The 21,555-nt window shown below is 50.7% G+C and carries 16 protein-coding genes; 4 read left to right on the forward strand and 12 right to left on the reverse strand.

All coding sequences use genetic code 11. The annotated features are described in order from the left end of the window. Position 1 precedes the first annotated feature (1 nt). Genes ACY0JR_RS04305 through yjjX form a run of 4 tightly spaced genes read right to left on the reverse strand, consistent with a single transcriptional unit; the run spans position 2 to position 3,115 of the window. Complete coding sequence (locus ACY0JR_RS04305; RefSeq protein WP_462632663.1) at positions 2–772, reverse strand: LamB/YcsF family protein; 771 nt, start codon at positions 770–772, stop codon at positions 2–4. Beyond that, positions 769–1,770, reverse strand: a complete 1,002-nt coding sequence (locus tag ACY0JR_RS04310; RefSeq protein WP_462632664.1) for a 5-oxoprolinase subunit C family protein — start codon at positions 1,768–1,770, stop codon at positions 769–771. The genes ACY0JR_RS04305 and ACY0JR_RS04310 overlap by 4 nt, the downstream gene beginning before the upstream one ends. Further along, the gene (gene pxpB, locus ACY0JR_RS04315) at positions 1,760–2,491 is read right to left on the reverse strand and encodes a 5-oxoprolinase subunit PxpB (RefSeq protein WP_462632665.1); all 732 of its coding nucleotides are present in this window, start codon (positions 2,489–2,491) and stop codon (positions 1,760–1,762) included. The genes ACY0JR_RS04310 and pxpB overlap by 11 nt, the downstream gene beginning before the upstream one ends. A gap of 57 nt (positions 2,492–2,548) precedes the next feature. After that, positions 2,549–3,115 carry an inosine/xanthosine triphosphatase gene (gene yjjX / locus ACY0JR_RS04320; protein WP_462632666.1) on the reverse strand — a complete coding sequence of 189 codons (567 nt, stop codon included), beginning with the start codon at positions 3,113–3,115 and terminating at the stop codon, positions 2,549–2,551. Between the two features lie 198 nt (positions 3,116–3,313). Here yjjX and ACY0JR_RS04325 point away from each other — a divergent pair, with 198 nt between their 5' ends. Both ACY0JR_RS04325 and ACY0JR_RS04330 read left to right on the forward strand, forming a co-directional pair. Continuing rightward, positions 3,314–5,917, forward strand: coding sequence for a M1 family metallopeptidase (locus ACY0JR_RS04325; protein WP_462632667.1), 2,604 nt, complete (start codon positions 3,314–3,316; stop codon positions 5,915–5,917). Between the two features lie 157 nt (positions 5,918–6,074). After that, positions 6,075–6,782 carry a YceI family protein gene (locus ACY0JR_RS04330; RefSeq protein WP_462632668.1) on the forward strand — a complete coding sequence of 236 codons (708 nt, stop codon included), beginning with the start codon at positions 6,075–6,077 and terminating at the stop codon, positions 6,780–6,782. Between the two features lie 82 nt (positions 6,783–6,864). On the opposite strand, the gene ACY0JR_RS04335 is transcribed toward ACY0JR_RS04330, so the two are convergent. Then, on the reverse strand, positions 6,865–7,536 hold the full coding sequence (locus ACY0JR_RS04335) for a DUF4136 domain-containing protein (protein ID WP_462632669.1): 672 nt from the start codon (positions 7,534–7,536) through the stop codon (positions 6,865–6,867). 184 nt (positions 7,537–7,720) lie between these two features. Then, positions 7,721–8,521 carry an alpha/beta hydrolase family protein gene (locus ACY0JR_RS04340; protein WP_462632670.1) on the reverse strand — a complete coding sequence of 267 codons (801 nt, stop codon included), beginning with the start codon at positions 8,519–8,521 and terminating at the stop codon, positions 7,721–7,723. 303 nt (positions 8,522–8,824) lie between these two features. On the opposite strand from ACY0JR_RS04340, the gene fabF reads away from it, so the two are divergent. Next, complete coding sequence (fabF, locus tag ACY0JR_RS04345) at positions 8,825–10,069, forward strand: beta-ketoacyl-ACP synthase II (protein WP_462632671.1); 1,245 nt, start codon at positions 8,825–8,827, stop codon at positions 10,067–10,069. Positions 10,070–10,349: 280 nt separating this feature from the next. Here the strand turns inward: fabF and ACY0JR_RS04350 are convergent, their stop codons facing one another. The 6 genes from ACY0JR_RS04350 to ACY0JR_RS04375 all read right to left on the reverse strand — a co-directional run bounded on the left by ACY0JR_RS04350 (position 10,350) and on the right by ACY0JR_RS04375 (position 20,606). After that, positions 10,350–11,480, reverse strand: a complete 1,131-nt coding sequence (locus ACY0JR_RS04350; RefSeq protein WP_462632672.1) for a glycoside hydrolase family 18 protein — start codon at positions 11,478–11,480, stop codon at positions 10,350–10,352. A gap of 211 nt (positions 11,481–11,691) precedes the next feature. Then, a complete protein-coding gene (locus ACY0JR_RS04355) occupies positions 11,692–13,038 on the reverse strand; it encodes a glycosyl hydrolase family 18 protein (RefSeq protein ID WP_462632673.1) in 1,347 nt (448 codons plus the stop codon). Positions 13,039–13,071: 33 nt separating this feature from the next. Then, positions 13,072–14,667, reverse strand: coding sequence for a SusD/RagB family nutrient-binding outer membrane lipoprotein (locus ACY0JR_RS04360; protein WP_462632674.1), 1,596 nt, complete (start codon positions 14,665–14,667; stop codon positions 13,072–13,074). A gap of 23 nt (positions 14,668–14,690) precedes the next feature. Then, a complete protein-coding gene (locus tag ACY0JR_RS04365) occupies positions 14,691–17,822 on the reverse strand; it encodes a SusC/RagA family TonB-linked outer membrane protein (RefSeq protein ID WP_462632675.1) in 3,132 nt (1,043 codons plus the stop codon). A gap of 260 nt (positions 17,823–18,082) precedes the next feature. Then, entirely contained in the window at positions 18,083–19,315 is a 1,233-nt protein-coding gene (locus ACY0JR_RS04370) for a glycosyl hydrolase family 18 protein (RefSeq protein WP_462632676.1), read from the reverse strand. Between the two features lie 232 nt (positions 19,316–19,547). Beyond that, positions 19,548–20,606, reverse strand: a complete 1,059-nt coding sequence (locus ACY0JR_RS04375; protein ID WP_462632677.1) for a proline iminopeptidase-family hydrolase — start codon at positions 20,604–20,606, stop codon at positions 19,548–19,550. Between the two features lie 477 nt (positions 20,607–21,083). Here ACY0JR_RS04375 and ACY0JR_RS04380 point away from each other — a divergent pair, with 477 nt between their 5' ends. Next, positions 21,084–21,401, forward strand: a complete 318-nt coding sequence (locus ACY0JR_RS04380) for a hypothetical protein (protein WP_462632679.1) — start codon at positions 21,084–21,086, stop codon at positions 21,399–21,401. The last annotated feature ends 154 nt before the right edge of the window (positions 21,402–21,555 follow it).

Below are 21,555 nucleotides of genomic sequence, written 5' to 3' on the forward strand. Positions count from 1 at the left end.
ACTAGACCGTAAACGCCTGTAGGGTGATATTCTCCTGAATAAGCGTTTCCCTAATGCGGTGGGCAAACGCCACCGCGTGCGCACCATCGCCGTGAATACAAACGGTATCTGCCTTAATAGGCACGTCAACGCCCTGTTGCGACCGCACTTTTCCATCTTTGACCATGCGCACCACCTGCTGCACCGCTTCGTGCTGGTTAGTAATTAAAGCGTTGGCCAATCTGCGGGAAGTGAGGGTGCCATCTTGCTGGTAGGTTCTATCGGCGAAGACTTCGTGGGCGGTTTTCAGGCCCAGTTTCTCTCCGGCCTTTACCAACGCACTTCCGGCAAGGCCATACAGCACCGCCTCCGGGATTACCTTGTACACAGCTTCGGCAATGGCTTCGGCCAAGGCAGGATTCATGGCGGCCATGTTATACAAGGCCCCGTGTGGTTTTACGTGGTGTAGCACGCCGCCTTCGGCTTTGATGAAACCGGAAAGCGCGCCTATCTGGTACACGGTCAAATCAAAGGCTTCCTCGGGAGAAACGGCTAGGTCGCGCCGCCCGAAACCGAGTAAATCCTGAAACCCGGGATGCGCGCCCAAGGCCACTCCCTGCCGCAAGGCTAACCGAACGGTTTTCTTCATCACCGCCGGGTCACCGGCGTGGAACCCGCAGGCAATGTTGACCGAGGTGACCAAAGGCAGAATGGCTTCATCATGGCCCATTTGGTAGACCCCGAAGCTCTCGCCCAGGTCACAGTTTAAATCAACGGTAAAGGTTGGGTTCATCTTTTCAATTGAAGGTGAATGGCACTCGCTAGGTGTTCCAGGATTCGCTGCTGCCGGTAGTACAACTCGTACGCTTCGGCCAGAGAAACCTGCTGGAAACGGATAACCCCGCCTGGTCGCACCTGCGCCAACACCGGCAAATCAGCGGAGATTACCTGGCCTATTCGCGGGTAACCGCCCGTGGTCTGGTGTTCGGCCATCAAGATAATAGGATTTCCGTTGGCAGGCACCTGTACGGTCCCAAAAGTAACGGCGCTGGAGAGCAGTTCTACCGGTTGGCTCAGCGGCAGCGCGGGCCCTTCTAGTCGATAGCCCATGCGGTCTGAGGCGTTGGACACCTTGAATGCCGCTTGCCAAAAGATTTCCTGCATGTTTTCGGAAAACAGGCCATATTCCGGTCCCGGTACTACGCGCACCGTGGGGTTTTCGGCGTACGCCGGAAGAAGTTCAGTGGAGAGGCCCCATTTAGACACCAGAAACGGTTCTTGCGCCGGGCTTTTCTGCTGCCAGAAATGAAGCTGTTCCAGAGAAATGACTTTCAAGGGCAGCTCATCGCCTTTCTGGAGGGCGCGGCCCTGCCATCCGCCAACGGCGGCCCGCGCGTAGGTAGCGGCACTGCCCATGATTAAAGGCACGTCAAGACCTCCGGCCACGGCCAGGTACGCGCGGCAGCCTTGCGCGGGTGTCCCGAACTCCAGCAAGGTGCCCTTCCGGAGAAAGATAGGTCTGTGAATGGGGGCTGATTGGCCGTTCAGTGTAGGGGAAAGGTTGGCTCCGGCTAGGGCAATCAGGCAATCTTGCTGGAACAGCAGGCTGGGGCCCATTAAGGTAATTTCTAGGGTTGCTTCGTTCTCTGCATTTCCTACCAAAAGGTTAGCAAGGCGAAAGGCGAAGGAGTCCATAGCCCCGCTGACCACCATGCCTTGCTTCTGGAAACCATGACGGCCCAAATCCTGCACGGTGGTGAGCAGACCGGCTTTTTCCACTTTAATGCCCACGCGTCTGACCCTCCTGTTTTAGGTACGTTTCCATAGAAACAGGCACAAAACGCACCACATCGCCCATCTGCAACAGACTAGGCACTTCCCGCTGAGGATCAAACAAAGGTAGCGGCGTGCGGCCAATCAGTTGCCAGCCACCCGGAGTTTCAAGGGGGTACACGCCCGTTTGCGCCCCGGCAATACCCACCGATCCGGCCGGAATAACCTTTCTGGGCATCTCTTTGCGGGGCGCGGCAATGCGGCTGTCCATGCCGCCCAGATACGGGAAACCGGGCGCGAAGCCAATCATGTACACCAGGTACTCGGGCTGGGCATGGAGAGCGATGACTTCGTCTGGACTAAGCCCTGCATGCTGCGCGACGAACTCCAGATCTGGCCCGAATGCACCGCCGTACACCACTGGAATCTCCTTGACCTGGGGGCGGTCAGATGAGACTGTGGATTCCAGTTGGGCCAGCATTTCGCGCAGGTTTTCTTCCACCGCGGCGTAAGGATCTTGCTGGCCTTTTTCACTCACCACCCACGAGTCATAGTAGATGGTCACGGTGGTAAAGGCGGGAACGTACTCCAGCATTCCGGGAAAGGAATGCTGGTCCAGGAACTGCGCCACGGCCTTTACCCGCTCATGCGTCTCAACCGCAATTTCTTCCCCCAGTTGCAGCACAAGGGCCGCATCTCCCAGAGGGTATATGTTGACGGATGAGGACAGAAGTGACATAGGTACATCTCCAGTTTGACCTTAATCTAACGAAAAAAGGCTGGAAATGTATCATGCTTAGGCGAACATCTTCTCGCTGGCTCTGCTGTAAAGGGCTTCGTTTTTGAAGGGAACCAATGCCAACTTGGTGGCTTGCTCGTATAATTCGGTGCGGTCTACTACGTTATCAGTCAAGATGCCGATGGCACCGCCTTTTTGCTTGGAGTTGGTTTGGCCAAACACCTGGTCATCGGCTACGCCGAGTTCCACGCCTTGTTTCACCAATTCTGCTACCGCCTGCGGCAAGAAGAACATACCGGAGCGGGCTTTGCCTACCAGGTTCTTGGTGCGCACCACAATCCAGGCGAAAGACGCCAGTTCTACGTGTAAAGACTGCACGCCGCCTTCAATGCCTACCCAGAAATCTGCCTCGGGGAAAGCCTCATACGCGTTGTTCATCCGGTTGAAGGCACCAGTCAACGTTTCGGTATCCGTGAGAGGTTGGTCTGCCACACCAGAAGGAACAGAGACAGATTCTACTAGAAATTCGTGCTGCGGAAACATGGCCTGTAACCCACTATATACCGCCTTCACTTTTACAGGATTGGTGGAGCCCACCACTACTTTTAGTACTACTTTATTCATCTCTTTTGTTTTCTTGACACGAAGTAAAGCAAAATTATTACATTTTACTACAACTAACACCTAGAATAATTTTTTTGTACGTTTTTTAGAAAAATACCGGTAAAATAGCCATATCTAAAGTACAATGCATTTAAAAACGGAATGCAATCTCATTTAAACCGCTGGCGAGATAACCGAATTTTTATAATTTTACCCAGAATGAAAAACAAGCATCTTCAGGCTTTCCAGAAAGGCCTCTTTTTTGTCTTTTTTGCCTCGGCGGTTTCCTGTATGAAGCAAGTTTCGCCTGCCAGCAGCAGCGCTGTTCCGGTAGTCCCCGGCGTCTCCAAAGAATTAGCCGATTATAGGATTTCGCAACTGAGCAAGATTGCCTATGACCTGCACCTCATACTTCCGGCCCGCAAGGAGGAACCGGTGCTGGCGTCTGAGGTTATCTCCTTCTATCTGAAAGAAAAAGGCCAGCCGTTGCAACTCGATTTCAAGGAAGCAGCTGATAAACTGAAGCAGGTAAAAGTGAACGGAAACGTGGTGCCGATAGAGCACACGCAGGAGCACCTGGTTATTCCGGTTAAATTCCTGAAAAAAGGCGAAAACCAGGTGGAGATTCAGTTCACGGCAGGTAACCTGTCTTTGAACCGGCAGCAGGATTTCCTGTACACGCTGCTGGTGCCCGACCGCGCCCGCACGGTGTTCCCCTGTTTTGACCAACCCAGCCTGAAAGCCACGTTCAAACTCACCCTAACCATACCGCAGGAGTGGAAAGCCATTGCCAACGCGCCGCTGCAGGATTCTGTGCTAAGCACCGGGCAGAAGACGTACCATTACCAGAATTCGGACCTGATTCCTACGTACCTATTCTCCTTTGCTGCCGGAAAATTTGACCACGTGGCGCAAACGGGAAACGGCCGCACCATGCACTTCCTGCACCGCGAAACTGATAAAGAGAAACTGCAGCAAAGCCTCTCCCCCATTTTCCAGATTCACCGTGATGCCCTTCAATTCATGGAGCAGTACACCGGCATCAAATACCCGTTTCAGAAGTTCGATTTTGTATCTATCCCCGATTTCCAGTACGGCGGCATGGAGCACGTGGGCGCGATTCAGTACAAAGCGGCCACGTTGTTTCTGGACGAGGGCGCGACGCAAGACCAGAAAATCTCCCGTTCCAGCCTCATCTCTCATGAGACGGCGCACATGTGGTTCGGGGATCTGGTGACTATGGAGTGGTTCAATGATGTCTGGATGAAGGAAGTCTTCGCCAATTTCATGGCTGATAAAATCACGCAGGTAGCGGTGGTCAACTCCAATTATGACCTCAAGTTTCTGGTAGATCATTTGCCCGCCGCGTACGGGGTAGATAGAACCGCCGGGGCCAATCCCATTCGGCAGCAACTAGACAACCTGCAAGACGCGGGTTCTATGTACGGCAACATCATTTACCACAAAGCTCCCGTCATGATGCGGCAACTGGAACGGCTCATGGGCGAAGAAGCCTTCCGGAAAGGTTTACAGCAATACCTGAAGAAATACGCCTACGGCAACGCCACCTGGCCCGACCTTATCCAGATTCTGGACAACCTCACTCCCGCTGACCTGCAAGCCTGGAACCAGGTGTGGGTAAACGAACCGGGCCGTCCGCAGTTTGACTACAGGCTGCAAACCGAAGGCAATAAAATCTCTAACCTCACCATCCGTCAGAAAGGCGAAGACGGTTCCACTCGTTTCTGGCCGCAGCACTTTGAGATTGCCTTGGTGTACCCAGACCGAATTCAGGAAATGACGGTGAACATGAACCAAGCCCAGGTAACGCTGCAAGAAGCGGTGGGCAAAGAGAAGCCGCTGTTTGTGCTGTTTGATGTCACGGGCCAGGGTTACGGTGTGTTTCCGGTTGATGCGCAAATGCTAAGCGGACTATACGGACTGAAGAACCCGGTCGCGCGCGCTTCGGCCTACATTAATCTGTACGAGAACATGCAGAATGGCCGTAGCGTCACGCCGTCCCAACTGCTGGACTTCTACCGCAGCGGGCTTTCCAAAGAAACGGAAGAACTCAACGTAAAACTGATCACCGGCCAACTAAGCGATATTTTCTGGCGCTTCCTTCCTGCTGCCCAACGGCCCACCCTGGCTTCGCAACTGGAACAGGAACTCTGGACCGCCATGGAGAAAACCAGCACTGCCAACGTGAAGAAGCTGTTTTTCAAAACTTACCAGAGCATTGCCCTAAGTTCTGCCGCCCAAAACCGCCTTCACCAGATTTGGGACAAAGAACAGGCACCCACCGGCATCAGGTTGTCTGAAGATGATTACACCTCACTGGCTTTGGCATTGGCCGTGCGCGACTACCCGAACAGTCCGCAACTCTTGGCCCGCCAGATGACGCGTATTCCTAACCCAGACCGCAAGAAGCGGCTACAGTTTATGCTGCCTGCGTTGTCAGGAGATGAGAACGAACGGGATGCGTTTTTCGCCTCGCTCAAAAAAGAAGAGAACCGCGAAGTGGAATCCTGGGTGCTGGCGGCGTTGGGGTATCTGCATCATCCGCTGCGGGCGGCTACGTCAGAGAAATACCTGAAAGAGAGTTTAGACCTGCTGGCCGAAATTCAACTCACCGGTGATATCTTCTTTCCGGCCTCCTGGCTTTCGGCCACCTTCGGGTCTTACCAGAGCGCCGGAGCCGCCACTACGGTACGCACCTTTCTACAGACCCACCCAGACTACAACCCCAAGCTGAAAGGCAAGATTCTGCAAGCGGCAGATGGCGTGTTCAGGGCCGAGAAGCTGGTGCAACCGGTGAAGTAATCAACATTTAAAATTCAAGGATAAGTGGTGGCTTTTAAAGAAGTTTGATAGCTTTGGCCGCAAGTACTATTTCAGAGGAAGAGAACAAATACTGACTCCGTTCGTTCTAAGCACAAAGTTTATGTACCTACAGAAATTGAATAACCCTTTTACACCTATGAAAAAATCATTCTTCTTACATACCGCCGGGCTGGCTCTAGTAGCAGGATTGGCCTTTACTTCTTGCAACCAGGCTCCCAAAGAAGGCGACCAAGCCACCATCACCGATCAAAAAGCCGCCGCTGATGCCACTGGCCAAACCTTTGTGGTAGATACCGCCGCCTCTTTGGTAGAGTTTACCGGAAACGGTGTAGGCAAAAACCATCCGGGCACCTTTAAACTTTCATCTGGGACCGTAGCCGTAGCTAATGAGCAGATTACAGGGGGCGAGTTCACCATTAACATCAAATCCCTGTCCTTGAAAGAACAGGGCGAAATGTTCCAGACAAAACTGAAGCCGCACCTCCTGAGCGGCGACTTCTTTGACGTCGAGAAATTCGGGACGGCCAAGTTTGAGATCACGAAGGTAGAGCCGTACAAATCTGATGGGAAAGACACCTCTTTGGTAGCGGGTGCCAACTTCAGCGTGAGTGGGAACCTGACCCTGAAAGGCGTGACTAAAAACATTACCTTCCCGGCGCGTATTGAGTTAGATGACAACACCATGGAAGCCGAAGCCAACTTCAACATTGACCGCCGCCAGTGGCAGATGAACTACGGCAACGACAAAACCTTAGGCGACAAGTTCATCTCCGAGACCGTGAACATAGAACTAGATTTAGAAGCGACCAGACAAGGTGGAAACGCTTCTGCTTCGGCCCAGTAGATCTATTCACCCGCTACCAAAAACAGCCCGAAGACGTACGTTTTCGGGCTGTTTTTGTAAAAGCGGGTCAGATATAGGCATCTTATTTGATAAGGTTTTCCTGCTGCATCTTGTTAACGGTGACTTCGGCAAACTTCTCAGAAAAAGACTGCAACCCTCCCGGATTGTAAGATTCTGACTGGGCAGACCACAGCAGCTTTTCAGAGGCAGCATCATACAGGTTCGTTTCCAGAAAATACACCTTGTCTTCGCGGTAATACCCTGGGTCAATCATCATAGGTCGCATATAGGTATAATAGCCCCTGAACGTACCGTACCAGCCAAACCGGGTGACCGGCGTGTAAGTAGTAGTACCTGGCACGTAGCGGGTTTCGGTTTCAGTGTTCACCAGCGCTACGGTTAAGATGGCATCGTGCCGGTCGCCTTTGATTTTGTCCAGGATGGCATCACCGGTGGTGTTCCCATCCCGCATAAGGGACGGCGGAATCAAGTCAATGCTCTTGGTAGCCGTAATGCCCCGCTGCTGCAATTGGGTTTGCAGGTGCGCCTCAATGGTTTGCCTTGCCACCGCGTTATCAGTTAGAGCCGCTACAATGACCCGGTTGAACGTAGGGGTGGTAACTTCCGGGCTTTTCCAGGTACCGGTAATTTGGGTGGCGGGCGCGCACCCTCCCGCAAGAACCACTAGCACTACCATCAGCCCCACCCAAGACTTCACACTTTTCACATAGCCTCTCAACATATTCATAATCATATATTTAAAACAAGTTTATCACTATCTTAAAAAACGGATTGGTTTGAAAATGGATACCAGTTTCTGCAGTTCAAGCGTTCCTTTCTCCTCCATATCCCATCAACCTCCTTGCCTTTAAAAGCAAAAGGTGCCTGAAACTATTTCAGGCACCTTTTTTGAAAAACAAGCCAAAAAACAAGCGTTACTACTTCTGCATCAGGAGATCTTTCACCGCCTGCGCAATGGCAGGCCATACCGGCGAGGTGGGCGCCACCAAATCAAAATGACCGGCATCTGGCAGCAGCACTAACTTAGCCTTGTTCTTTCTGGAAGAAGCCTGGTTCACAAAGTTCTGCGCTTGGCTCACCGGCACAATGGGGTCGCGGGCGCCTTGCACCGTTCGGACGGGTGTTTTCAAGGCCAAAGCAGGCGAAGGGGTTGCCTCAAGATAGCGTTGCGGCATTGAGGTGGGCAAACCGCCCATCAGTTGCTCCACCGCGGCATTGCAGCTTCCTTGCGCAGTGCTGTACGTAGATAGGTCAGGAATTCCGGCCAGTGAAACCACGCCTTTTACCTTTAAGGGGTTCTTGGTGTACAAAGGACTGGTTTTGGGCAAGTCTTTTCGGCCAGCGGCCCAGAGCGCCAGATGCCCTCCGGCGGAGTGGCCCATCACCAGCACCTCTTTGCCGGAAACCGGGAATTGTTTGGCTAATTCCCGCACATAATCGGTGGCTTGGGCGATGTCCTGGAAAGTGCCGGGGTAGCCGCCACCCAGGTTTCCTACGCGCCGGAACTCGATGTTCCAGGTCGCGAATCCGGCTTTAGTAAGGGCAGCACTCACATGGTTCATGTACTGGTAATTGTATTGAGAAAGCCAGCAACCACCATGAATGACCACTACCACCGGGAAAGGCCCTTTTCCTTCGGGCACCCGCAGCTCTCCAAACTGCAAAGAATCGGTACCATAGGCAATGCGTTTCCCGGCGGCAGGCGTAGGCAGTTGCATGAGATCTTGCCACGTGACCAGTTTGGCCGGTTGCGTTTAGGCTTTAACTGAGCCAATGTCCGTTAGAAAACAAGACATCAGAAGAAATAGAATGAGCTTCATGGTGCGCGTAAACAAAGTTCTAATAAGTAAAGAATAGGAACCTCAAAGGTTAGAAGAATGAAGGTACGAGCGGCTTTTCATTTTGAACGAGTATCTTGCCGATACTTTCTCTTAAACGGGAAGGAAAACGGTGGCAAAGGACGAGAGACGAAGGACAGAACGAAACTGCAACCGGCAGAACAGCTTTATAAAAGACAAGAAATGAAACGAGTAGTAGTAACCGGCATGGGTGCTTTGACGCCCATCGGGAATAAAGTGCCAGCATACTGGCAATCTTTGATTAACGGTGTGAGCGGCGCGGCGCCCATCACCCGCTTTGACGCCTCCAAGTTCAAAACCCGCTTCGCCTGCGAGCTGAAGAACTTCAACCCGTTGGACTTCATGCCCAAAAACGAGGCCCGCAAGAACGACCTGTACACACAATACGCGCTCATCTCGGTGGCCGAAGCGGTGCAGATGGCCAACATCAACTTTGAGAATCTGAACCGCAACCGGATTGGCGTGATTTGGGGCACCGGGCACGGCGGCCTTGTTACATTGCAGGAGCAGTTGCTGGAGTTCGCCGCCGGCGATGGCACCCCTCGGTTCAACCCTTACTTCGTGCCCAAGATGATTGTGGACATTGCGGCGGGCGTCATTTCCATGAAGTACGGATTGCGGGGCGTGAACTTCGCCACGGTTTCGGCTTGTGCCAGCTCCAACACCGCCATTCTGGAAGCCTTTAATTACATTAGATGGGGCAAAGCCGATATGATTATCACGGGTGGTTCCGAGGCTTCTATTAACGAAACCGGCCTGGGTGGTTTTGGGGCACTCAAGGCCTTGTCTACCCACAACGATGACCCGGCCACCGCTTCGCGCCCGTTCGACGTAAAACGAGACGGTTTCGTGATGGGTGAAGGCGCGGGTGCCCTCATTCTGGAAAGCTACGAAAGCGCCGTGCAGCGCAACGCCGTGATTCTAGCCGAGGTAGTGGGCGGAGGCATGGCCGCCGATGCGTATCACCTTACGGGCACCCACCCCGAGGGCGAAGGCGCCTACCTGGGCATGATGGAAGCCCTGGCCGAAGCCAACCTTTCTCCCGAAGACATTGATTACCTCAACTGCCACGCCACCTCTACGTCTATTGGCGACGCCAGCGAACTGATAGCCGTGGAACGGGTATTCGGGACCAATACGCACCTACACCTGAGCGCCACCAAATCCATGACGGGCCATTTACTAGGTGCTGCCGGGGCCATTGAAGCCATTGCATGTATCAAGGCAGTGCAGGAGAACCTCATTCCGCCTACCATCAACGTGACCGAACCAGAACCTGAACTCAGCGCGAAGTTTGACTTGACCTTGGGCAAAGCGGTTTCCAAGGAAGTGAATTACGCCATGAGCAACACCTTCGGGTTTGGCGGGCACATTGCCACGGCTATTTTTAAGAAGTTTGCTGAATAAGGCTTACTTCTGATTTTTTACAGTCTTTTCAATAAAAGAGCCCGGCAGCATTATGTTTCCGGGCTCTTTTATTGAAAAGGCTTGATAAATGATTGGGCAGAAACAGCTGTATCTTCTTCCCCCCCTTTGTCATCCTGAAAGGATCTTGGTGGCGAACAGTAGTAGCGTTTATTTGCAGCTTTTCTAGTTCGCACGCAAGATCCTTCCAAGATGACAAGGAGATAGTTTAAGTTATCCTGCTCTTAAAAGCTGTTCCGCTGGTTTTCTCTCAGAGTGCTGGCTATTTAGCAGAACTCACATTTTTCTCTACAGCTTGGTTGATAGCGTCTAGCAAACCGTTGGAGGGCAGGTCTTGGGCCAGTTGCCAGAACATGATGCCGCCTAATTCATGGCTTTTTACATACTCTACCTTTAGGCCCAGGGAGCGTTTATCGTCATAGGTGACAAAAAGCCCTTGCGCTTCATTATAGAGATAGGGTGCCTGCGCTTGCTCGTCCCAATGGTAAGTGTAGCCTTTAGATAAAAGCGTGGAAAAGTCTTTGAACGCTTCGGCAGTTTTGAACTTTCCCGTCTGGTAAAGGCCGTTGTTCACATTGGGCACTTGTTCCCAGATTCGGCCGTAAAATGCGGCCCCAATAATTACTTTCTCAGAAGACACGCCTTTCTTCAGGAGGTACTGTACGGCATTATTGGTGGACTCTGGCTGCTGAGGAGTGGAATACAGCGCGGTGTGGTGACCCGTTTTAGGTGAGGCGCCGTTGACTAAATCATAGGTCATCAGGTTTACGAAATCCACCTTTTTCATCACCTTCTTCCAGTCTATCGCCTCGTCCAGAAACTTCTGGAATCCGCCGGCGGCGAAACTGATGATGGCTTTCTTGCCCAGGCTGCGGCGCAATTCCTGCACCAACGCGGTGAAGTTGTCTTTATCTTCCGGAGCGAATTTGTGCCCGGGAAAACCCGCCACCACCGGATATTCCCAATCCAGGTCAATACCATCGGCTCCAAAATACTGATTCATTTTCTGCACCGAAGCGGCAAACTCCTTCCGCCCCGCGGAAGTAGAAAACACATCTGAACAGGTTTCGCAGCCGCCCCAACCGCCTAAAGAAACCAGCACTTTCAACTGCGGGTTCTTCTGTTTGAGCAATACCATCTTCTGCAGGACAGCGGAATCTGCTGGGTTTCTCAGTTTCAATTTATTTCCGTCAAGCAGTCCGAAGGAATAGATGATGTGGGTTAGTTGCTGCGGGTCATACGTATCCAGCTGCGCGGCATTACCGGCAAAATACGCGATGACCGCCGGGCGCGGCGGAGTTGCTTTCTGCGCCATTGCCGCAAATGACAAGAATAAGAGAAACAGAAAGATTCTGGTAGATTTTATCATCATGAATTGGAGGAATAGGCTCATTTTGTTTTTAGCCCTTTTTGCAGAAACCAGCTTAAAAGGCGCTCACCGTTCTGATCTACTTTCCAGAAAACAGGCCAGAATCAGTTATCCGGTTGAGCGCATCTTTTAGAAAGTAGTTTGGGCTTTTAACCGTACTCCTGCTTTAAGGCTGTTTCAAGTAAAACAGCCTTAAAGCAGGAGTACGGTTAATGAGAGAAAATTTGAAGTCCCTTTAGTTACCTAGTGCGGTGTTGGCGGCTTTCAGCAAGGACTTAGATTGGTCATTGGTATCGCTTTCCAGGCTCCACATCATCAGGCCACCCAGCCCCTGGTCTTTCACCAACTGGGCTTTCTGTTGAATCATGGGGTGTCCGTCATAGAAGATGCCATCATCTATGGTCAGCACGTTTTTGGTGTGCGCCGATGGATCTTTCAGCAAGATGCTTCTGAAACTTTCATAGGTGGTAAATTGCCATAAGTTACCCCAACCCACCTGCGTACCATCTTTGGGCATTTTGTAATGCAGACCGAACGCCGGAATGCCCAACACAATCTTCTCTTTCGGCATCCCGAAGTTTACCCACGTATTCACCAAGTCTGTCGCACCCCAGTAAGGAGAATGAGGTGTAGGCGCCAAATCTTCATAGCGGTATGGTTGAACATTTACCCAGTCAATTTGCGGAACCTTCGCGATGGCGCTCAATACACCGGTAGTCCAGCCGCCGGGTACCGAGGCGGTGTAGAAAAATTTACCGTTTGGTCTTGGGGGCAAAGCGACTGGTATGGCCTTGAAAAACTCCTCTACTTTTGAAACTGGCTCTAAAACGCCTTCTGAGGTGTTGTTCAGGTACACATTGATGCCGTCAAAGCCATTGTTAGAGGCAAACTTCATGATGGTGGCAATGGCCGTGGCCTGCTTGGCCGGGTCTTTAATAACATTGAAGAAACCGTAATCGGCGTATAAACCACCACCGTTTAAGGTCACCATGTTGCCGGTTACATCCAGTAATACATACACGCCCGCATTATGCGCCGCTTTGATGATGAGAGGAATGTTCAGGTTCTCTAAGGTAGTGTCTACCAACGAGGCCTGCCCTGCCACCTCCCCCACTACCGCCGAGGAGATAACCAAGTGCGTCAGGTTGGCGAAGTTCACGTCATTGATGGAGCCGTTCTGCGTCAAGAAACCTACCATTTTCTTATTGTAGGTTTTGGGTACGAAAGGCTTGATCACAATCACGCCCGCTTCTCTGGAGTTGGTGACCCCGTTGCGGGTGGCTTCAAACTTGATGGTATAGTCTTTCGCCTCCGGGAAAAGGTACTTGAACCTTCTTTCATTTCCTACCTCAACGCCGTCCACAAACCATTTGAAGGTTGCGCCCTCGGCGGGCGACACCTGCAAATCAATGATGAGCGAGTCTGAGATATCAGTGGTGTAGGTGTTGGCCGTTGACCACCCGAAAATGCGCGGAATGGCCGTGCTTTCAAAAATGGGGTTTTCGTCATCCTCTACCTCGCAGTTGGTTAAGAAGAACAGGCAGAGAAAAGAGCCTAGAATGAGATTTATATAATTTTTCATCATAATCTGGTTAATTGCTTTGTTACTCCTTGCTTATTTATCCCACCAAACCCGAGCTGTCCAGACATCGCCGCCGGTTATTCTGCCTGCGGCTTCTTTCACGTTGGCTTCGTTCAGCAAATACTCGTTGACCGGGTACTGCATTCTTCTTGGCACCTGACCGTTAGACTGGTTTACACCGGGATCGCGGTTGCGGTAAGCCAGGTTAGGCAGCCCGGTTCTTCTCCAGTTAGCATATCCTTCCTGCGGGTTCAGGGCGAAATTGATCCACAGTTGGTTATTGATTTGCTCCAGCTCCTTGCCGGCCATTAAGGGGTTTGCTGCTTTGAAAGCATTGATGGTAGCCTGCGGTACTTCGGGGGCTTTGTACACCGTCATTTGCTTCACGCCAGCTTCCAGTGCTTTGCTGAAATGTTCCTGCGCCGTTCCGCCAGCATTCCAGCCTCTGAAAGCGGCCTCGGCTCTCCATAATTCCACCTCGGCATAACTCATGATAATATAAGGCGCATCAATGGCCGAAATGTATTTGGAAGGCTGCATCACTTGTAAGATGCGGGGAACCTCTGTCGCCTGACCGTTTACGTCTACGCTGATAGCCGGGCCTGTTCCTTCATAAGAGAAAGTACTGGGCGGCAGAGACATAGCGGTATAGCTGCCCAGTTTGCCACGTACCTGGTCAGTGATTTCGGTGCGGTTTTCGTCTTTCAGGTAAGAAGCGCCAAAGATTCTCAATCTTGGGTCAGAGGTGTCTTCCAGGTATTTGGCAAACGTGTTGACCATCCGGAAAGCGCTTTCAGACGGGGACACCGCCATGAACACATAGGAAACCCCGTTCCCGCCGAACACATCGCCCCCGAAAGGAACATTAATGTGCTGCATTACGGCCATGTCACTGTTGCTTTCCATAACGCCTGCGGCGATGGCTGCTTCGGCTTCTTCTTTCGCTTTAGATGGCTCCACTTTCACCAGGCGCATAGCCAGACGCAAGCGTAAAGAATTCCCGAATCTCCGCCACTTATTCACGTCTCCATTGAAGTAGAAGTCTTGGGTAACCGGGTCTCCGGCGGGGTTCAGTGCCTTGGTGGCGGCATCCAGCTCTTTAAAGAAGTCATAGTAAATATCGCGCTGGGCATCATACTTGGGCGTTAATACTCCTTCATGATAGCCCTTGCCGGCCTCAAAGTAGGGAATATCTCCGTACAAATCTGTCAACCGCGAGAAGATGTACACCTTCATAATTCGGGAAACGGCGTTGATATTCACCTGCGCCGGGTCACCGGTGGTGCGGATCACCATATCAGAGATGTTCTTCACTTCGCGTGGGTATTGGGTATCCCAAAGGGCGCTCATATACGCGTCGTTTTTCTGGCCCTTCCCTCCAAATTCAGTGGTAGCGTATTCGCCCGTCCACTGCTGCATCCAGTCACCGCCGTAAATAAAACCGTTCCGCCATTGCTCATACATGCCACCAGACAGCTGCAACTGGATAGTAGGCAGCATAAGGTTAGGATCCATTTGCGTGGACTTGGTAGGATTCTGGTTCATCTCCTCAAAATTGTCACAACTGCCCAAGGACAGGAGAAGCAAACCACTCAGTAAAAGCCTTATTTTCTTATATGTTGATTTCATACTAAATCTATGTATTGTAAATGCTAGAATCTGATTGATAAGTTAGCCCCAAAGCTTCTTCTGGACGGGATGGAACCGTACTCCAAACCTTGCCCGTTGCCATTGTTGTAGCTGGACTCTGGGTCAATGTTGGGTAGGTTGCTGTACAGGATAAACAGGTTTCTCCCCACAAAGGAGATAGACGCCGCCTGAATAGGTAATCTGCCATACAAGGTTTTGGGAAGGGTGTACCCGATGGTCAACTCTCTGAGTTTGGCGTAAGTAGCATCATAAATAAATGGCTCCGGTGAGTTAGACAGAAACGTGCCCCAATAGCTCTGCGGGTTCACAAAGGTGGTGTTCGGCTGGTAGTTAGGAGCTTCAGCGGTACCTACATTTACCACCCCTTTGCCTACGTAACCACCGGTTGGCTTCCAGTCAGCGGGGCTTGCCCCAGCGGCCAGCCTGGCTTCCTCAGAGGCATACCATTCGGCACGACCTTCCAGGGTTTCTTCAGAGGTTCCGTTGGTATGGGCAATGGCACTGCTCATGGAGTACACATCGGCGCCTGATTTAATGTCTACCAGAGCACTCAATCTGAAGCCTTTAAAGGTCAACACATTGGTGATACCAGAAGTCCAGTCATAGGTTCCTTTGCCTAATACCTCCTGCTCAGTGCCAAAAACAGGTAACCCGGCGGCGTTATGCACCACATTTCCTTCTGGGTCGCGCATCAGTTTCTTTCCTACAATGGTCCCGAAGGTTTCTCCTTCCTGCGCCATAATAGCGGCTCCGGCCCAGCGGGCGTTGGCCAGCGTATATTCTTTTACCTGCTCATGCAATTTTACCACTTGGTTCACATTGCGGGCATAGTTCACGATCACATCCCAGGAGAAAGCAGGGGTATTAACCACGCCACCTTTCAGCATAAGTTCCACGCCTTTGTTCGTAATTTCACCGGCATTGATGATTGCGGTGTTATAACCACTGCTAGACGGAATAATCAAAGGCAGAATCTGATCGGTGGTTTTCTTGCTGTAATAGGTTAAATCCAGCTGCACTCTGTTTTCCAGGAACCGGAGGTCGGTACCGAATTCATAGGTGAAGGTCTGGGTAGGCTTCAACTCCAGGTTAGGAACGCTGGTATTGGAAATCTCGCCCAGCGGTTTGCCTAACAGGGAGAAATTCTTCAGGCCATAGGTTAAGCTCAACTGATATGGATCAGTGTCACCGCCTACTTGGGCCACGGAAGCGCGAAGTTTACCAAAGGAAAGAATAGGGCTTCTATCTAATAGGTTCGTGAACACGAAACTTCCGGAAAGGGATGGGTAGAAGTAAGAGTTATTGCCTTTGCTCAAGGTAGAAGACCAGTCGTTCCGGGCCGTTACATCCAGGAAGTAGGTGTCTTTGTACCCAGTCTGGATGGTGCCGTACAGGGAGTTGATCTGTTTGCGGAACAATCCATAATCATTGCTCTGGGTGGTGAAATTGGTAATGGCCTGAATGCCTTCCAGTACAATGCCAGAACCGGTACTCATCTGGTTTTCGGCCCGGCGGTGCATAATGTTCCCACCCACAAACGCCGTAGTATAGAAGTTATCTGTAAACTGCTTGTCAAACTTTAGGAGGGCTTCATAGTTGTTTTCCGCTACGTGATTGGATTGCTCCTGCAGCGCACCGGTTTCCCACAGCGGGGTTCCTTTAGGCGAGAAGTTGGTGTACCGGAAATCATAGAAATCTGTACCGCCGCGTAGTTGCAGCTCCAGCCAATCTGTGAAGTCATAGTTCATTTGCAGATAGCCAATCACCCGGTTCCGTCTGGAGGTGTTGGACATCTCATTGATAGACCAGTAAGGATTGATACGGTAGGTATTCCCGTTCCAGTCCTGGTAGCGGCCAAACGCATCTTTGTAGCCTTCAGAAAGCCAGCGCTGGTCAAAGTTAGGGGCAATCCCGATGATGGCCAGCCCCACGTTGTTGGGGTTGTCTGACAAGGCCGGTCTGTTGTCTACTTTTTCAGTGATATAGTTCACCTTGCCATTGATGGAGATTTTAGAGCCCAGCTTCATGGTGCTGTTAATAAGGAAGGTGTTTCGGGCCATGCCGGTCTTAGGCACTATGTCTTTGTTGTGCATGTCAGAAACAGATACCCGCACCGAGGCATTTTCAGTTCCGCCGGTGAAAGCCAGCGTATTAGTGAAGGTAGAACCCGTCCGGAAAAAGCTTAGGATGTTGTCGTTTACCAGAGAATACGGCTTCATTTCGCCGCTGTAAATCTGTAAGCTGAGGTTTGGATCTAACTGAGGGCCCCACGCCGACTGGGTGTTGTTGGCGTTGGCCTCCATGGGCAGAATACCATCCCGACCCTGTCCGTATACTTTCTGGTAATCGTCAAACTTAGACAATACCCTTTCAGCAGTATAGTTGCCAGTGTACTCTACGCCAATTCCTTTTTGCTTAGCTCCGGTTTTGGTGGTAATCATGATAACCCCGTTTGAAGCACGGGAACCATACAAGGCAGCCGCAGCACCCCCTTTCAACACTGACACAGATTCAATATCATCTGGATTAAGGCTGGACAAACCGTCTCCTAAATCATACCCGCCCCACTGCCCGGCTCCACCCGCTGGGGTATTGTCCATGGGTACGCCGTCAATGATGTACAAAGGCTGGTTGTTGCCGCTTAATTCTGAGTTACCTCTAATGATGACCCGGGAAGAACCAGAAGGGCCAGCCGTGGGGGTAGAAATATCAACCCCCGCCACTTTACCGGAAAGAGAGTTGATCACGTTGATTTCTTTGGCGGTCGCCAATTCACTGCCTCCTACCTGTGAGATGGAATAACCCAAGGCCTTCACGTCTCTCTTGATACCCAAAGCCGTTACCACCACTTCTGACAAGGCCGTCACATCTGGCACCAACGTAATCGTAATGTTAGACTGGCTACCCACCGTTACTTCCTGCGGAATATAGCCGATAAAGGAAAACACCAGCACACTGCCCGGCGCGGCTTGTATGCTGAAACGGCCACTTACATCTGTGGCCGTGGCGGTGGTGGTTCCCTTAACCAGGACGGTAGCACCGGGGATAGGGGAGTTATCTTCGGAAGACAAACATTGGCCCGTAATGACGGTGGTTTGCGCTTCTGCCCGATAAAAGACAACAGTCAGCATCATCAACATGACTGTTATACATTTCTTAGGAAAAGTAAAAGTTTTGTTCATACATATGGGATTTTACAAATTGAATAGTGGGAGAGAAAGGCTACTGAGTTCCTAAGATAATTTAAAAAGTTACCATTAAGAAAGAAGTGTCAGAGTGCACTTTATTAAAATTTCTTCTAAAATAAATGATAGAAAGAAACCGTCACTATCATTAGCATAGAGATAGTTGAAGTGATCAGAAGAGTAGGAATTTGGCAATCTTGCCTACTACTTTATTCTACCAGGTATTTGTTTGAATACACCAGGTTATCTGCTTTTACCTGAATCAGATACATGCCTTGGGGCAGACCAGGCAGTTCTATTCTATCCTGTCGCTGTTTATTCCTGAAGGCCTTGTCATACACTTTCGCGCCCTTCATGTCTCTGATGTCAATTTTCACTTTATTGGTGGTTTCGGGGAAAACCAGGTACCCGATGGCAGGTAGTTTAGCCGGATTGGGATATATATGAATCTGGATAGGGTCTGAACCCTGCGGGGCAGAGCCGGTCACTCTTTTAAGAACCTGATGAATGGTATTTAGCAGCGAGAAGTTTCCGGTAGCATCCTGGGCCAGTTGCCAGATCATGATACCGCCGTACTGCTGTTCCACTACATATTCTGCTTTGGCCCTGATGGTAGGAATGCCGTTGTAATAAATGGTGTTCCCCACCTGGTCCTGGTTTTCTGAACCCGGATACCGAGCAATGATTTCGGCGAAGCCCATGCCCTGGTTAAAATCTGCCCCAAAACCGTAGCCATAAAAAGGTACCCCTAAGACGGCTTTCTCTTTCGGGAGCCCGCGGCCTACCCAATTATCCAGACAGGCTTTGGCAAACTCAAAGGAAGAATGCTGCCCCGGACGGGCAGGTGCCCACGGCCCGGTTTCGTCATAGGCCATGATGTTGATAAAATCAAAATATTGGAAAGTCTCGCTGGATACGGCATTGCCGCCGTTGGTATGCGCCAAGGCCGCAGTAACCAGCTTGCCTTGCGGCTTCAAAGCCGCAGAGAGGTCAGCAATGAATTTGCCGTAGTCACTGTTAATGGCAGGCCCTTCCAAATCAACATCTATGCCGTCCAGATTATGCGCGGTTAGATACGCCGCAATTTTACTCACGAAACCGGCCCGTTGCGCATCACTGATTAAGTTGAAGTAAACAGCATACATGCTGGGGTTAGACGAGATAGCGCCACCCCCAATAGAGACCAGCACTTTCACCTTCTGGGCGTGCGCCAATTGGATCAACGTATTGTTTGCCGCATTAAAACTCAGGTTACCGGCTGCATCTGTATTCTCAAAGGCAATATTGATGTGGGTTACCTTATCATAGGCAATGTTTCTGGCAATAGCATTGTAATCTAACCAGTTAGGCAGGTACGCCACCACTTTGTTCTGCGCCTGCACGTGCCAGGTAAGAAAAAAGATGAAGACAAACAGTCCCTTAGCTTTCTGTAATTTTTTCATTGCCTGTTTATCTTGAAGGTGGGGTGAAGTATTAGTTAAAGCTACTCTTTTCTTTCTGAACACAAATGGGAACCTACTAAACTGCTCTTTATTGCAAAGGACTAAGAATACCGGGCATGCCAGTGGATTTTCTGATGTCCATCCGGGTTATGCCCTGCTGTTTAGGAGCTTGTTTTGCAGAATAAGGCCGAAAACAGTTACCTTTTCTGCAGACCAATTCTAAAGGCGCTACTTAGAGCTTCACTTCTTTCTGCCCTTCGTTTACGCCTTTCAGGAAGGTGATCAAGCCTTTCATGTAGGTTTGCTGGTCATCATAGAAAGCCATGTGGCTGCCTTTGGGGCAATACAGGTACGAACCGTTTTGCACTTGCGTGGCCATCCATTCCATGTGTTTGGGGTCCATGGTGTCAAACTCAGCGCCTACTGACAAGGTGGGCACGGTGATGTTCTTCAAATCTGCTTTGCGGTCCCATCTCTCCAGTTTCCCCGAAATCCCGAATTCACTGGGGCCTTGCATAGTCACGTAGAAGGATTGGTTTGTTTTACCCAAGGAGCGGGTCACGGGCTCGGGCCACTCGTTCATGGGCAGGCGCAACACGTGTTTGGCGTAGAAGTGAGGCATGAGCAATTCCATGTACTTGGGGTTCTGGAAATCCTTTCGGGCTTCAATGTCCCTGATCTGCACCAGCACCTGCGGGTCCATCTGCTTGGCTAGCACATCATCGGCATACTTGCCATAGTCAATGGCGCTGGACATCATGTTGGAGATGATGAGGCCTTTCAGGTTCTGCTGGTACTTGAGGGCGTACTCCATAGCCAGAATACCACCCCAGGAATGCCCCAACAGATAAAAGTTCTCTGGCCCCAGGTTCAGCGCGGTACGCACTTGCTCTACTTCCTCTACGTAACGGGGCAAATCCCACATGGTGGTGTCCTGGGGGTTGTCTGAGTTGCCGCAGCCTAACTGGTCATAATAGATAAACTCGATACCCTCGGCAGGCAGGAAGCTTTCCAGGCATTCAAAGTATTCGTGCGTGGCACCGGGGCCGCCGTTGAGTAAAAGCAATTTTATCTTGGGGTTATTACCTACGCGTTTGGTCCAGACGTTGAAGGTGCCTTTGGCGGTCTGAATGGGAATCATTTTCACGCCCCCGTCCTGCACGCCCTGTTCTGTCTGGGCGAAATATGCTGCGGTGGAGGACGTAGCTATTTCGGGCGCGTTTTTCTGCTGAGAGCAGGAAAACAGAAAGCCTAGCACAAGCAGGCTGGCGTAGGGTAAAAGTTTTTTCATAGGGCAAAGTTTATGGGGTTGCATTTGGTTCTAAATAGAAAGGATACTCTTGCGGCCCTGCGGGGAAAGCTCAGCCTGTACTTTTTTACCTCAAGACAATTAAGACAAAAGCAGCAATGATTTCCTCTGCACGTCTCTTCTTTAGAGCATGTCCTTATTATACAGACAGACTATAACAGAAACAGTAACAGCTAAATATAGGCTAAAAAATTTGTAGTCCGCTTAGGGGTAAGGAAAGAACTCTGTGTCTATACTTTGGAAAATGCACAAGCGCTTGGCATTCTTTTCAAATAACCCTACGATGTACCCCGTGAAAGGGCTTTCTCTCGTGCTCGCATGTTCCTGATTGAATCAGGTGCTTGCCACGAAATAGAGGAGACCAGTCCTTAAGCGGACAACCAACCCCGTATCTTTTTGAAATTGAATTGAATTGAATTGTTTTGAATTTCTACCACCTAGAAGTTAAGCCATTGTGCCATGAAAAGAACCAACATCCTTTTATTTTTACTACTAACTACTTTCACCAGCCTCAGCCTGTCTTCCTGCTCCAGCGATGACGATAAAGAAGCACCTGAAGCCGACCCTTGTGGCTTAAAAAATGAAACCGAGGCCTTTGAAAAAGCTGTAGATGCTTATTATGAGAATCAAAGCGTTGCAAATTGCCAAGCCTACAAACAGGCCACGGTCAATTACCTGGAAGCTGCCAGAAAATGTACCCTGTTGGATGCTGCCACCAGAAAAGAATTGGAGGAGACTTTAATTGCCGTGACTTCAGGTCTTAATTGCAACAACTAGGCAATTACCCTTTTTGCTGCCACAAAGAGCAAAAACCTGACTTGCCGGTTTACCCATAAGAATGAAAAGAGCCCGTGAACTTACGTTTACGGGCTCTTTCCTTTAAAACACATTTATAACAGACTTCATCCATCTGCTCTATTTTGTGTTTATG

The sequence above is a fragment of the Rufibacter sp. JT3400010 genome, assembly GCF_054956755.1.